This is a genomic window from Sphingomonas sp., from assembly GCF_017304615.1.
GTDB lineage: Bacteria > Pseudomonadota > Alphaproteobacteria > Sphingomonadales > Sphingomonadaceae > Sphingomonas.
Genome location: NZ_JAFKLZ010000003.1, coordinates 143,441 through 156,618 on the forward strand (window position 1 = coordinate 143,441; position 13,178 = coordinate 156,618).

16 protein-coding genes are annotated in these 13,178 nt (G+C 65.9%); 8 read left to right on the forward strand and 8 right to left on the reverse strand.

What is annotated here, in order from left to right; translation table 11 throughout:
• Positions 1–7: 7 nt before the first annotated feature.
• From J0J06_RS13280 to flgB, 7 genes are read right to left on the reverse strand one after another with little or no spacing between them, the layout of a single operon-like run.
• Positions 8–697 (reverse strand): flagellar basal body L-ring protein FlgH, encoded by a 690-nt coding sequence (locus J0J06_RS13280; RefSeq protein ID WP_294042780.1) that lies wholly within the window; start codon positions 695–697, stop codon positions 8–10.
• Complete coding sequence (gene flgG, locus J0J06_RS13285) at positions 697–1,485, reverse strand: flagellar basal-body rod protein FlgG (protein ID WP_294042782.1); 789 nt, start codon at positions 1,483–1,485, stop codon at positions 697–699. The genes J0J06_RS13280 and flgG overlap by 1 nt, the downstream gene beginning before the upstream one ends.
• A 13-nt stretch (positions 1,486–1,498) precedes the next feature.
• Positions 1,499–2,245, reverse strand: coding sequence for a flagellar basal-body rod protein FlgF (gene flgF / locus J0J06_RS13290; RefSeq protein ID WP_294042784.1), 747 nt, complete (start codon positions 2,243–2,245; stop codon positions 1,499–1,501).
• Positions 2,246–2,270: 25 nt separating this feature from the next.
• A complete protein-coding gene (locus tag J0J06_RS13295; protein ID WP_294042786.1) occupies positions 2,271–3,539 on the reverse strand; it encodes a flagellar hook protein FlgE in 1,269 nt (422 codons plus the stop codon).
• Positions 3,540–3,566: 27 nt separating this feature from the next.
• Positions 3,567–4,250, reverse strand: a complete 684-nt coding sequence (locus tag J0J06_RS13300) for a flagellar hook capping FlgD N-terminal domain-containing protein (RefSeq protein ID WP_294042788.1) — start codon at positions 4,248–4,250, stop codon at positions 3,567–3,569.
• A gap of 4 nt (positions 4,251–4,254) precedes the next feature.
• A complete protein-coding gene (gene flgC / locus J0J06_RS13305; RefSeq protein ID WP_294042790.1) occupies positions 4,255–4,665 on the reverse strand; it encodes a flagellar basal body rod protein FlgC in 411 nt (136 codons plus the stop codon).
• Positions 4,666–4,668: 3 nt separating this feature from the next.
• Positions 4,669–5,022 carry a flagellar basal body rod protein FlgB gene (gene flgB, locus J0J06_RS13310; protein WP_294042792.1) on the reverse strand — a complete coding sequence of 118 codons (354 nt, stop codon included), beginning with the start codon at positions 5,020–5,022 and terminating at the stop codon, positions 4,669–4,671.
• 204 nt (positions 5,023–5,226) lie between these two features.
• Between flgB and J0J06_RS13315 the strand changes: the two genes are divergently transcribed.
• From J0J06_RS13315 to J0J06_RS13350, 8 genes are all read left to right on the forward strand, one after another.
• The gene (locus tag J0J06_RS13315) at positions 5,227–5,889 is read left to right on the forward strand and encodes a MotA/TolQ/ExbB proton channel family protein (protein ID WP_294042794.1); all 663 of its coding nucleotides are present in this window, start codon (positions 5,227–5,229) and stop codon (positions 5,887–5,889) included.
• Positions 5,886–6,401, forward strand: a complete 516-nt coding sequence (locus J0J06_RS13320) for a flagellar motor protein MotB (RefSeq protein WP_294042796.1) — start codon at positions 5,886–5,888, stop codon at positions 6,399–6,401. The genes J0J06_RS13315 and J0J06_RS13320 overlap by 4 nt, the downstream gene beginning before the upstream one ends.
• Positions 6,398–6,928: a flagella basal body P-ring formation protein FlgA gene (locus J0J06_RS13325; protein WP_294042798.1), complete on the forward strand. Its 531-nt coding sequence runs from the start codon at positions 6,398–6,400 to the stop codon at positions 6,926–6,928. The genes J0J06_RS13320 and J0J06_RS13325 overlap by 4 nt, the downstream gene beginning before the upstream one ends.
• A 62-nt stretch (positions 6,929–6,990) precedes the next feature.
• On the forward strand, positions 6,991–7,281 hold the full coding sequence (gene flgM, locus J0J06_RS13330) for a flagellar biosynthesis anti-sigma factor FlgM (RefSeq protein ID WP_294042800.1): 291 nt from the start codon (positions 6,991–6,993) through the stop codon (positions 7,279–7,281).
• A complete protein-coding gene (locus J0J06_RS13335) occupies positions 7,268–7,582 on the forward strand; it encodes a flagellar protein FlgN (protein ID WP_294042802.1) in 315 nt (104 codons plus the stop codon). Before flgM ends, J0J06_RS13335 begins: the two co-directional genes overlap by 14 nt.
• Positions 7,583–7,764: 182 nt before the next feature.
• The gene (locus J0J06_RS13340; RefSeq protein ID WP_294042804.1) at positions 7,765–8,718 is read left to right on the forward strand and encodes a lytic transglycosylase domain-containing protein; all 954 of its coding nucleotides are present in this window, start codon (positions 7,765–7,767) and stop codon (positions 8,716–8,718) included.
• Between the two features lie 14 nt (positions 8,719–8,732).
• Entirely contained in the window at positions 8,733–10,796 is a 2,064-nt protein-coding gene (gene flhA / locus J0J06_RS13345; protein ID WP_294043366.1) for a flagellar biosynthesis protein FlhA, read from the forward strand.
• Positions 10,793–11,578 (forward strand): sigma-70 family RNA polymerase sigma factor, encoded by a 786-nt coding sequence (locus tag J0J06_RS13350; protein WP_294042806.1) that lies wholly within the window; start codon positions 10,793–10,795, stop codon positions 11,576–11,578. The genes flhA and J0J06_RS13350 overlap by 4 nt, the downstream gene beginning before the upstream one ends.
• A 506-nt stretch (positions 11,579–12,084) precedes the next feature.
• On the opposite strand, the gene J0J06_RS13355 is transcribed toward J0J06_RS13350, so the two are convergent.
• Positions 12,085–12,909: a flagellin gene (locus J0J06_RS13355; RefSeq protein ID WP_294042808.1), complete on the reverse strand. Its 825-nt coding sequence runs from the start codon at positions 12,907–12,909 to the stop codon at positions 12,085–12,087.
• Between the last annotated feature and the right edge of the window lie 269 nt (positions 12,910–13,178).

The window sequence follows — 13,178 nt, forward strand, 5'->3', positions numbered from 1 at the left end:
AGCGGCCTCAGAACGGGCTGATCACCGAGAAGAAGCGGCTCAGCCAACCCTGGCGTCCGGCGCGCGCGACGTCGCCCTTGCCGGTGTAGGAAATCTTGGCATCGGCGACGCGGGTCGACAGCACACGATTGTCGGCGGTGATGTCGGCGACGCGGACGATGCCCTTGATCTGGACGAATTCGTCGCCGCGGTTGAGCGTGACGCGCTTCTGGCCCTGCACCAGCATCGTACCGTTGGGATAGACTTCAACCACGGTGACGGAGACTTCGCCCGACAGCGAGTTCGACTGGTCAGCCGTGCCCTTACCGTTAAAGTTGCGGTTGCCGCTGGCGCCGATATCGGTCGGCTTGAACAGGTTGAGCGGGCCGGTCGATGGCGGCGTGATGCCGAACCCGCCCCCCGAATCGAGCTTCGACGACGAGGATTTCGACGCCGACATATTCTCGACCAGCACGATCGTCAGCGGATCGCCGACGCGGCGCGCGCGCGTGCCTTCGTACAAAGCGGCATAGCCGTCCTGCGGTTGGAAGATGCTGCCGTTCGCGGGTGCGGGCGGCAGCGCGCGGGGGGGCGGGGCGGCGGAGAAATCCTCCTTCGCCTTCTTCTTGCCGAAGATGCCGGCCTGCGCGGGCGCACCCGTGCCGATGACGAGGGCGGCGACTATCGAGACGCCGATGAGCTTGGAAGCGTTTTTCATCACAGGTTCTGGTTCACATATTTGAGCATGTCGTCGGTGGACGAGATCATCTTCGAATTGACCTCGTACGCGCGCTGGCATTCGATCATGTCGACCAGCTCCTCCACGACGTTGACGTTCGACGCTTCCAGCATCCCCTGGCGGATCGTGCCGCGGCCGTCCTCGCCCGGCACGCCCAGATTGGCGGCGCCCGAGGCGGCGGTTTCGGTCAGATAGTTGTCGCCCTTCGATTGCAGCCCGCCCGCATTGGCGAACGTCGCGATCTGGATTTGGCCGAGCGTCGAGGGCTCGGTCTGGCCGGCGACCGTCGCCGAGACGGTGCCGTCGGTGCCGATCGTGATCGCGGTCGTGCCTTCGGGCACGGTGATGCCGGGCATCACCTGATAGCCTTCGTTGGTCACCAAGAGGCCTTCGGGGCTGCGCGAGAAGTTACCGGCGCGGGTATAGCCGAGCTGGCCGCCCGGCATCTGGACCTGGAAATAGCCGTCGCCGTCGAGCGCGAGGTCGAGGCTGTTGCCGGTGGTCTGCATCGATCCCTGCGTGTCCATCCGGGCGGTGCCCTGAATGCGCACGCCGGTGCCGAGGTTTAGGCCCGTCGCGTATTTCGTTTCGCTCGACGAATTCGCGCCCGCCGCCGTTACCGTCTGGTACGACAGGGTCGCGAACGACGCGCGGTCCTTCTTGAACCCCGTCGTGTTGACGTTGGCCAGGTTGTTCGAGATCACTCGCATCCGCATGTCCTGGGCGTCGAGCCCGGTGCGGGCGATATGCATCGCGGCGCTGCTCATCTCATTTCACTCCTCAGCTCGGCAGGCGCATCAACGACGCGCCGCCTTCGTCCATGTCCTTGGCCGACTTCATCAGATTGGCCTGCACTTCGTAGGCGCGCTGGTTCTCGATCATATCGACCAGCGCTTGCGTCATGTTCACGTTCGACTGTTCCAGCGTCCCGCTCATGCAGGTCGCGTCCTCGTCGGTCGGCAGCACGCCGCCGCCCTTGACGCGGACAAGGTTGTCGATGCCCTTGGCCGTCTGCGACCCCTTGGGGCTGACGAACTTGATGCGGTCGATGACCTGCGGGTTCTTGGCGTCGCCGCCGACCGGGATGATGGATATCGTGCCGTCGGCCGCGATCGAGATCGATCCCGCCGGCGGCACCGTGATCGGTGTTCCGCTGGTCCCCATCACCGGGAAGCCGTCGCCGGTTTCCAGCACGCCGGACGCCGCGATATTCAGGTCGCCGCGGCGGGTATAGGCTTCGGTGCCGTCATTGGCCTGGACCGCCATCCACTGATCGCCGGGAATGGCGATGTCGAGGTTGCGCCCGGTCGCGATCATCGCGCCGGACGAACGGTCGAAATCCTTGACCTCTTCCGACGTCGGCTGGCGGCTGTCGAAGCCGTCGCCCTTGAGCAGCAGCGCGTCGAAATCGACCTTCTCGGCGCGGAAGCCGATCGTCGAGGCGTTCGCCATGTTGTTGGCGATCGCGGCCTGCGACGACATGTGCGCCTTGAGCCCCGATGCCGCCGTGTAGATCAGCTTGTCCATTCAGCGTCCCCCACCGCCCCGATCATCAGGTGCGGATGTTGAAGATGGTTTCGGAGATCTGGCTGGCGGTATCGAGCGCCTTGGCGTTCGCCTGGAAATTGCGCTGCGCCGCGATCAGGTTGACCAGCTCCTCCGTAATGTCGACGTTCGAGCGCTCGAGCGTCGACGACATCAGGTTGCCGAAGCCATCGACGCCGGCCGAACCGAGTTGCGGCGAGCCGGACAGGCCGGTCGCCGCCCAGGTCGAATCGCCGAGCTGGCGCAGACCCGCCGGATCGGTGAAGTTCGCCAGCACGACCTTGCCCAGGGTCTGGATGTCGCCGTTCGAGAAGCTCGCCTTGACCATGCCGTCGCCATCGACGGTCACGCCTTCGATCTGGCCGACCGCATTGCCGTTCTGGCTGCGCGACGCGATGTTGAACGGCTGCGCCAGCTGGGCGGTCGCATTGCCGAAATTGAAGGTGGCGACCTGAGCGCCTGGCGCTCCGGCGGGCGTAAACGGATCGAACGTGGTAGCGCTGGTCGGCGCCGTCAGCGCGCCGTTCGAATCGAACGTCAGGGTAATCTTGTTGTTGCCGCCGGCGGTGAGCTGGGTATCGCCGACATAGTTATATGCTTCCCAGGTCGAATCGACCCCTGGGCCGGTCGACGCCGACGTACGCTTGAAATAGGTCGTCAACGTCTGCGGGTTGCCGTCGTTGTCGTAGATCGTGGTCGAGGTCGACTGGTTGTAGCTCGACGGATCGAAGCGGTCGAAGGTCGCCGTCGTCGGGATCGCGCCCGATGCCGGCAGGTTGACCGTCATGTTGATCTGGCTGGTCGGCACGGCCGTGCCGCTGGTCGCGGGCAGACGCAGGCTCTGGGTCTGGTCGATACCGGTTGCGATGACCGCGCCCGATCCGTCGACGGGATACACCTGCAGGAAATTTCCCTGTGCGTCGGTGACGTAGCGGTCCTGGTTGACGGCGAAGGCGCCATTGCGCGTGAAGTTGACCTTCGACCCGTCGAGCTGCGGCTTGATCAGGAAGAAGCCGTCGCCAGAAATGGCGAGGTCGAGGCCCGACGACGACTGGACCAGGTTGCCTTGTGTGAACTGTTGGCGGTTGGCTTTGACCATCACGCCCGACCCGACCATCTTGGTCGGCGACACGCTGATGCTGGACGAAATGACGTCGGCGAAGTCGGTGCGGCTCTTCTTGAAGCCGTTGGTCGCGACGTTGGCCAGGTTGTGCGAGATGGAATTCATCTCCGCCTGGGAGGCCTGAAGACCGGAAAGCGACGTGTAGAAGGACATGGTGCGTTACTCCGAGGGGGTTCGTGATCAGCCGACTTCGCGGACGGCGGAGATGTCGATCGCGCCGAGGCCGGCGACGTTGAGCTTGGGACTGCCGCTGGAAACGTCCGTCACCGATGTGACCGGCGCCCATACCAGCGGACGGGTGGTGACGGCCTTGCCGCCGTTGGTTGCGGTGACGATGACCTTGAACGGACCGTTGCCGGCGGCCGCGCCGCTATCGGTGGTGCCGTCCCAGTCGAACTGCGCGGTGCCCTTGGCGGTCTGGCCGAAATTCATCGTGCGCAGCGTCGCGCCGTTGGCGTCCTGGATCGTGACCTTCATATCGGTGGCGTTGTCGTCCAGCTCGACCGCGCCCGCGATGCCGCCGGTAGTGCGGGCATAAGCGGTGTCGCCTTCTGTCAGGACGGTCTTGCCGACATAAGACATGGCGTCGCTGGTCGACGTGCCGGTCAGCTTTGCCGCAATCGCCTTCAGCGTCGTCGACATCTCCGTGATGCCCGACAGCGAAGAGAACTGCGCCATCTGGGCGACCATCTGCGTATTGTCGACCGGGTTGAACGGATCCTGGTTCTGCAACTGAGCGGTCATCAGCTTCAGGAAATCGGCCTGGCCCAGCGTCTGCGACGTGGCGGACGAGACCGTCGGCGTCGTCGAGCCTGTGCGGTTGATGCCCAGATTGGCGAGTGTGGTATCGAAGGCGCTGGTCATCTACTTACTTCCCGAGCTTGAGCGTATCGATGATCAGCGACTTGGCGGTCTGCATCACTTCGACGTTGTTTTGATAACTGCGCGACGTCTCCATCATGTCGACGAGCTCGCGCGTTTCATCGACGTTCGACACCCAGACGTTGCCGTCCTTATCGGCGACCGGATTGGTCGGGTCGTATCGCTTGGTCGGCGCGTCGCCGGCGCTGACGACGTTCTCGACATCGACCGTCGCCATCCCGCTCGCCTTGTCGAAATTGGTGCGGAACACCGGCTTGATCGTGCGGTAAGCGGTCTCGGGCGAACTCGCGACGGCCCCGGCATTGGCCAGGTTGGAAGCGGTCGTGTTCATCCGCACGAGCTGCGCGCTCATCGCGCGGCCCGATACGGCGAAGATAGAAAGCGGCTGGTCCGGCATGGCTTATTCTCCCCGCAGCGCGCGCGTGATCTGGTTGATGCGGCCGTTCAGGAACGCCAGCGTCGTCTGATACTGGACGGCGTTTTCCGCGAAGGCGGTCTGTTCGGTCGACAGGTCGACGGTGTTGCCGTCGAGGCTGGGCTGCAGCGGGACGCGATACATCGTTGCGCTTTTCAGCGCGCCGTCGATGCTGCCCCCGCCGCTGGTCGCGGACGTCAGCGCCTTCTGGAAATCGATGTCCTTCGCCTTGAAGCCAGGCGTCGACGAGTTGGCGATGTTCGAGGCGAGAATACCCATGCGCTGGCCGCGCACTTCGAGCGCCGCCCCATGTATCCCGAACAGACTGTTGTCGGCCATTGCCGGTCCTCGCGTTAAATTCCTGCGCGAGAGTTCAGCAAAGCCCGTGCCAATTGCCGGTCGGTGCGCTTTTTTCGGTGCGGCGGCGGCGAAAGCGGCAAGGGATTGCCGGTCGGCGGCAAGTCGATTGCCGGTTTTCTGGCTGCGTTGCCGGTCGCAGGGGAGCGGTCCTGAGTTGGCCCGGGCCTTGCAACATCCTCGCGCATGATCACGCCCGACGCGCTTGGCCCCTATCTCGATCCCGCTGCGATCCTCATCGTCGCCGGCGGCACGATCGTCGCGACGGTGTTGCGCACGCCGCTGCGCGACCTCGGCGGAGGGATGGCCGCGCTGGCAACGCTGCCGCGCCATGCGTTCGACGCGACGCCGCTGATCGACCAGATCGCCGCGCTCGGCCGGATCGCCCGGCGTCACGGCGTCCATACGCTCGATCGCTCGGTGATCGCCGATGCCGACGTAGCCGCCGCGATCGCCGAGATCGTCGATGGCGCGACCCCCGCCGACGTCACCCGGTTGCTTGATGAACGCCGACGCGCGCGCATCCTGCGCGAGGCGGGGGCCGCCGACATGTGGGCCGGCATGGCCGAAGTCGCGCCCGCGATGGGCATGGTCGGCACGTTGATCGGATTGGTGAAGATGTTCCTGGCGATGCAGGATCCGACCGCGATCGGCGCGGGCATGGCGGTCGCCTTGCTCGCAACGCTCTATGGGGCGCTTATCGCCAACCTCGTCGCGATGCCGGTCGCCGTCCGCCTGCGCCGCCGCGCGCGCGCCGAGGCGGAGGAGCGGTCGCGGTTAGTCGCGCCGCTCGCCGCGCTTGCTGACCATGAAAGGCCACGCGGTTCTATCGTGTCGGCTGCGGCATGACCGACGACGCGGTCCTCGATCCGCCACCCGTGCGTCCGCTCTGGCTGTGGACGCTCGCCGACCTGGCGTTGCTGCTGATCGGCTTCTTCGTGCTCGTGCAGGCGACCGACCGCCGCGCGCTGGCCAAGGGGCTGCGCGAAGGGTTCGGCGTCGCCGCGCCCGAAACGCCGCCCGAACCGATTCCGCTCGCCGCCGCCGCCGTTGCGTTCGCCATCGGTTCGGCGGCGCCGCAATCGCCCGTGACGCTCATCGATTTCGCCACTGTCAACCTGCGTGATCCGCGTGCGAGTCTCCGCGTGAGTGGCGGGACGAGCGGGGCAGGGGATGTGGACCCCGCAACCGGCAGCGCCGATCTGCTCGCCACCGACCGGGCGCGCGCGATCGTATCCTATCTCATCGCTAACGGCGTCGCCGCCCACCGCATCCGCATCGCCCCGGCGGGCACCGGGCGTCGCAATGCGCTCGTCACCGTCAGCTTTACCGGCGATCCTGCCGACAGGACCAGGCCATGATCCGTTCGACTATAACCTTCTTTGCCACCGTCGCCGCACTTCCGGCGGCGGCGCAGAATTTCCAGAGCACGACCCTGATCGACAGGGCCGTCGCGGGCTTCACCGGTCATGCGATCGGCGAGGATGGCGGCGCGCGCACCGCAGTCGACAGCCGGCTCAAGCTGGCCGCGTGCCCAATGGTGACCATGAACTGGCGCACGCCCGCGCGCGACTCCGTGGTCGTGGCGTGTCCCGATCCCGAATGGCGCATCTTCGTGCCGGTCCGCATCGCCGCGCCCGCCGTCGTGCCGCCGAGTCCGCTCGCGCCGACGCCGCCCGCGGTGGCCAAACCCGTGATCGTCATCAAGCGCGGCGATCCGGTGTCGGTGACCGCCGGCAGCGACGGTTTCGCGGTCACGCGCGACGGCGTCGCGGTCAACGATGCCGCGGCTGGCGCACGCGTGCTGATTAAGATCGCCGATGGCAAACCGCCGATCCAGGCTATCGCGGTCGAACCCGGCAAGGCCGTGATTCCGGGCGGCGAATAATTTTTTCTAAATGTTTCCGGCAGGCGGTCGTTTGATGGTCCGAGTTAACGTCAAGGTGGACTATGGTCGATCCGATTGGACCGAAGGGCTCGACGCCCAGCGATCTCCGCATCGCCCCCGTCACGCCCGTGGCGGCGGCGCCGAAAGTGGCACCCGTGGCAACCGCCGAGCCGCAACTGTCGCCGACAACGCAACTGGCGAGTCAGCTCGCTTCGCAGCCGCCGGTCGATACGGACCGCGTAGCGCGTATCAAGCAAGCCATCGCGAACGGGACCTTCCCGATCCTGCCCGCGACCATAGCGGATCAGATGCTTGCGCTGCGCTACAACTGGATGTCCGATGACGCGGCGTGACGGCCTGATCAGCGTGATCGACGCGCTCCACGCCGAAATCGCGGCGATGAAGTCGAACGATGTCGACGCGCTGGATCGCGCGACGCAGCGCAAGCTGGTCGCGATCGACGCGCTGGCCGCGATCGACGGCGGTAGCCTGGAACCCGGCGTTCGCGAGCTTGCCGAAGAAGCGCAGCGGCTCAACGAAACCGCGCGCATCTACGTCAACTTGCTGGCGGCAAACGTGCGCCGCAGGCTGCAACTTCTTGCCGGTGATGTCGGCGGATACCGCCCGAACGGCGGTGTGGCGGCTTACGCCTAACCCGCCGCGTCATCCCCGCGAAAGCGGGGATCCAGCTCCTCCGCCCTCCGCCAACACGCCCCTTTCGGCTTTTTGACGGGCCCGGAGAGAGATTCCCGCTTTCGCGGGAATGACGGTTTTAGATAAACTGGCACACCTCTTGCTGAACGTGCTCCCGAAGTGGGGCAACCAGCAAGGGGCCGATGGGCGTCGAAGCAATCTCGGGGAATATCGGTACGGTTCGGTCGGCGATCGCGAAGGCGGCGCAGGCGACGGGGATCGATTTCGACTATCTGCTCGGCCAGGCGCAGCTCGAAAGCGGCCTGAACCCGATGGCGCGCGCCGGCACCTCCTCCGCGACCGGTCTCTATCAGTTCATCGACCAGAGCTGGCTCGGCGTCATCAAGCAGCACGGCAGCGAATATGGTCTCGGCTGGGCATCGAACGCGATCACGCGCTCGGGCAATCGCTGGGTGGTGAGCGACCCGTCGACGAAGAGCGCGATCCTGTCCCTGCGCAACAATCCCGACGTGTCCGCCGCGATGGCGGCCGAATTCGCGTCGGACAACAAGAATTCGCTCGAAAGCTCGCTGGGCCGGGGCGCGACTGGCACCGATCTCTACATGGCGCATTTCCTGGGCCTGGGCGGTGCGCGGTCGTTCCTGCGCACGATGCAGGTCAATCCGAATGTGTCGGGGGCGGCGATGTTCCCGGCGGCCGCGCGCGCTAACCGCAGCATCTTCTACGACGCGGGCGGCAACGCCCGCAGCCTGGGCGAGATCTACCAGCGCTTCGCCGCCAAGCTCGACAAGGGCGCGGCGAAGGTCGGCGCGACCGGACTCGCCTCCGACGCGCTCGATGGGAACAGAGGGTCCAATCCCGCCTTCCCACGCACGGGCGGCGATTTCGAAACGGCCAAGGCCAATTTCGCGATGCTCGCCGGTATCACCAATCTCGGCGACGCGACCGTCATCACCGGATCGGGCGACAGCAATGACAGCGCCGCGGCCTGGGCCAAGGCGGCGCTCGCTCGCGCCACGCCAACGAACACCGCCGGTGCGATGCCGGCCGCGACCGTCAATTCGGTCAATCTTCTTCGCCCGACGCCCGACACCGCGCGGCTGGCGTACATGATGCTCGCGAGCATGGGGGGCTAAACTAGGTGACTTCCCTGAACAAGCTGTTCGGCGGCAACGCCCGCAATGCCGCGCTGCCGCTCGCGATCCTGCTGCTCGTCTGCGTCATGGTCGTGCCGATCCCGGCGGCGTTGCTCGACATATTCTTCGTCACTAACATCGCGATCAGCCTCGCGGTGCTGATGGTCGCGCTGAACGCGCAGAAGCCGCTCGATTTCTCAGCCTTCCCGACCGTGTTGCTGTTCGCCACCCTCTTCCGTCTCGGCCTCAACGTCGCTTCGACGCGTGTTGTCCTGGTCCACGGGCATGAAGGCGAGAGCGCGGCGGGACACGTCATCGAAGCGTTCGGCACCTTCCTGATCGGCGGCGATTACGTCGTCGGCATCTTCGTGTTCGCGATCCTGGTGATCATCAACCTCATCGTCGTGACCAAGGGCGCGGGGCGCGTGTCCGAAGTGTCGGCGCGCTTCACCCTCGACGCCTTGCCCGGCAAGCAGATGGCGATCGACGCCGATCTCAACGCCGGCCTGATCACGCCCGAAGAAGCGAAGGCGCGCCGCATCGAGGTCTCGACCGAAGCCGATTTCTACGGCTCAATGGACGGTTCGTCCAAGTTCGTGAAGGGCGACGCGGTAGCGGCCTTGCTGATCCTGTTCGCCAATATCGTCGGCGGCCTGATCCTCGGACCAGTCAGCCACGGCCTGTCGCTCAGCGACGCCGCGCATAATTACGTCCTGCTCGCGATCGGCGACGCGCTGGTCGCGCAATTGCCCAGCCTGATGCTGTCGATCGCCGCCGCTGCGATCGTCACCCGTGTCACGTCGAGCCACGATCTGGCGGGCCAGATCGGCAGTCAGTTCGGCTCGGCGCGGACCTGGACCCCGGTCGCCGGGATCCTCGGGATCCTCGGCGTGCTTCCGGGCATGCCGCACTTCGTTCTCCTGTCGGCTGCGGCGATCGCCGGGTTCGCCGCATGGAAGCTGCGCCAGATCGCCAAGCGTCCGCCGCCGCCCGCGCCCGCCGCACCCGCGCCGGACCCGTCGAGGATCGGCTGGGAGGAAGTGTCCGATGGCATGCAGATCAACCTCGACATCGGGTACGGCCTGGTGCCGCTGGTCGACGAGCGTCGCGGTGCGCCGCTGATGGGCCGCATCACTGGGGTCCGCCGCCAATTGTCGAAGGAACTCGGCTTCGTCGTGCCGCAGGTTCGCGTGCGCGACGACATCAACCTTGCGCCCTATACCTATCGCATCATGGTCGGCGGTGTCGTCGTCGGCGAGGATCAGGCGTCGGCCGACGACATGCTTGCGCTCAACACCGGCGAAGGGTTCGGCGACCTCCACGGCAAGAAGACCAAGGACCCGACCTTCGGGCTGGAGGCGACCTGGATCTCGTCGGGCGACGCAGACGCCGCGACGGGGCAAGGCTATCTGGTGGTTGACTCGGGTACAGTCATGGCGACCCACCTAAACCATCAATTGAGCGCCAACGCCGCCGATCTGCTCGGCGCGGACGAAGTGCAGGCTCTGCTCGACGGGTTGAAGGAACGCAGCCCGCAACTTGTCGCCGCGCTGTCGCCCCAGCCGTTGCCGCTGACGACGTTGACGCAGGTGCTGAAAGGTCTGCTCGCCGAGGGAATCCCGCTCAAGGAATTCCGCCGCATCGCGTCCGCCATCGCGGTCGCCGCGCAGAAGACCGCCGATGCCGAGGAAATCATCGAGGCGATCCGGCCGGAGCTGGGCGGCCTCATCATCCAGAAACTCTGCGGCGTCCACGAACCGCTGCGCGTGATGACGCTGGAGGGGCAGCTCGAAGGGCTGCTCGGCCAGGCCGTGCGTTCGGACCCGTCGCGCCGCCACACGATCGAACCCGATCTCGGCCGCCGCATCGTCGACGCGCTGCAACATGCCGCGGCCCCGCTGGTCGCAGAGGCCAAGCCGTTCGCGCTCGTCGTCCAGCCCACGATCCGCCAGGCGATTCGCAAGCTGGTCAAGACCGTGCTGCCCGACACGCCGGTCATGTCGTTCTTCGAAGTGCCCGAGGAAAAGGCGGTCGAAGTCGTCGCCGTCATCGGGGCGCCCCAGGCGATCCCGGCATGAGCACGGAGCCGATGAAGGTGGCGTTCGACAACGCCCAGCCGACCGATGCCGGTCCGCGAACGATCCCGCTCGCCACTGGGCCGCTCACCTACGGTCCTGCGCGCGCGCGCGATGTCGAAGCCCTGGTCCGTAAGCACACGCCGCTGGTCCGCCGCATCGCGTGGCATGTCCATGGCAGCGTATCCGGCGTCTGCGAGGTCGAGGATCTCGTCCAGATCGGGCTCGTCGCCTTGGTCGAGGCGATCCATGGCTTCGAAGATCGCGGGCAAGTTACCTTCGAACAATATCTCGCGACCCGGCTGCGTGGGAGCATGATCGACCAGTTGCGCCGTCAGGCGACCCTTACCCGCGGGGCGATGCGCCGCCGCAAGCAATATCAGGAGACCGTCGCGATGCTCACCGTCGGCCGCACCCCCCCGACCGACGCGGCAGTCGCCGCGCAGCTGGGCGTCACGATCGAGAAACTGCGCACCGATTATGCGAGCGCGGAGGCCGTGCGGTTCGATTCGCTCGACGAAGTCTATACCGACGACGGTCCGTGGTTCATGTCGGACGATCCCGACGCGTTCGAACAGCTCGCGGAAAGCGACCTGCGCGACACGCTGATCGCCGCCATCGCTGCGCTGCCCGAACGCGAGGCGCAGGTCATCCAGCTCTATTATGTCGAGGAACTGAACCTTGAGGAGATCGGGCAGGTGCTCGACGTCGGCGCCGCTCGCGTGTGCCAGATCAAGGCCTCCGCGCACGCGCGGTTGAAAAAGGCGATGTCGCGGGCGATCTAGGCGTATCGCCTGCCACGTGCTAGCGCGCAGCCGCCCCACAACGACAGGAGGCGGCAATGGCAAACCATCGCAATCCGTTCGACCTGCCCTGCTTTCGAGCGCACTTCCAAGCGCCGTAAGGGCTATCCGTCCGAAACGCGGGTGAAGCGCGGCATGCGCTTCGTCCATGGCGACAAGGAACTGGTCGAAAAACTTGGCCGCAACGATCCTTGCCCGTGCGGTTTGGGCTTCAGATTTCAAACGCTGCTGCCTTAGCTCGGGCCGCTTTCGACGGCGGCCTGCGCGGCGATTATTGGCGTGACTGAGAGAGCGCCGGGGTATCGTCGCGCGGGAGTCCGTCGCGGCGCAGCCGGCCCTCGGCCGAACACGCTTTAGCGCGAACCAAATCGCTGCTGCGGCCAATAGAAAAACCCCGGCGGTCTTGCGACCACCGGGGTTCCCTGTTCGGCCCCAGCACCCTGTTTGAAGGGGGGCAGGATGCCGGAGCCGTACTCCGGCTGCTCGGATTACTGGAGCAGCTTGAGGACGGTCTGCGAGTTCTGGTTCGCCTGGGCGAGCATCGCGGTCGACGCCTGGCTCAGGATCTGCGCCTTCGCGAGGTTGGTCGATTCGGCCGAGAAGTCGGCGTCTTCGATGCGGCTACGCGCGTCGCTCAGGTTGGTGACGTTGGTCGTGACGTTGTTGACCACCGACTGCAGCTGGCTCTGCGCGGCACCGAAAGCGGCTCGCGAGGTGTTCAGCGTGGTCAGCGCGGTGTCGACGGCGCCCATCGCCGTGCCGGCATTGGCGGCGGTGTCGACCGCCGTCGCCGTCAGGCCGAGCGCGGCCAGGTCGATCTTGGCATAGGACACGGTCACCTGGTCGGCGCTGGCAACGCCCGTCTGGATCTTGACCGAACCCGCGGTGCCCGCGGTGCCGTCGAACAGGTTCACGCCGTTGAACGTGGTGTTGGTCAGGATGCTGGTCATCTGGGTCTTCAGCGCCGTGACTTCCGCGTTCATGTTGGTGCGGTCCGTCGTCGAATAGGTGCCCGAAGCCGACTGGGTGGCCAGCTCGCGGATACGCTGCAGCATGTTGCTGATTTCGCCCAGCGCGCCGTCAGCGGTCTGCGCCATCGACATGCCGTCATTGGCGTTGCGGATCGCCTGGTTCATCGAGCGGATCTGCGCGCCCATTGAGGACGAGATCGCCAGACCGGCCGCGTCGTCCTTGGCCGAGTTGATGCGCTTGCCGGTCGACAGGCGCTGCATCGCCGTGCCCAGCATGACGTCCGCGCTGTTCGACGCGGCGCCAGCGCGGAGCGCTGCGATATTGGTTCCGATAACGGTCATTGGTCGTCTCCATTTGCTCTGACGTCCCCGCTGCCCCCCACCGGGGAACCGAGCCGTCGCAAGAAGAAACGGCAGGTTGGTTCGTGGATTAAGTAATTTTATTTGGGGCCGCGTAGATCACGCGCCGGGCCGACCTGGCCCTGCCGCTCGATGCCGTCCTCCCCTTCCACGCGGGGGCGTGCGCGCGCGTGCGCGTCCCGCCGCCGGAAATTTCTTGCCGCTTCCGGCAACGTGCTTAACCGGTCGTTTACTATGTTTGCGGCATTCCC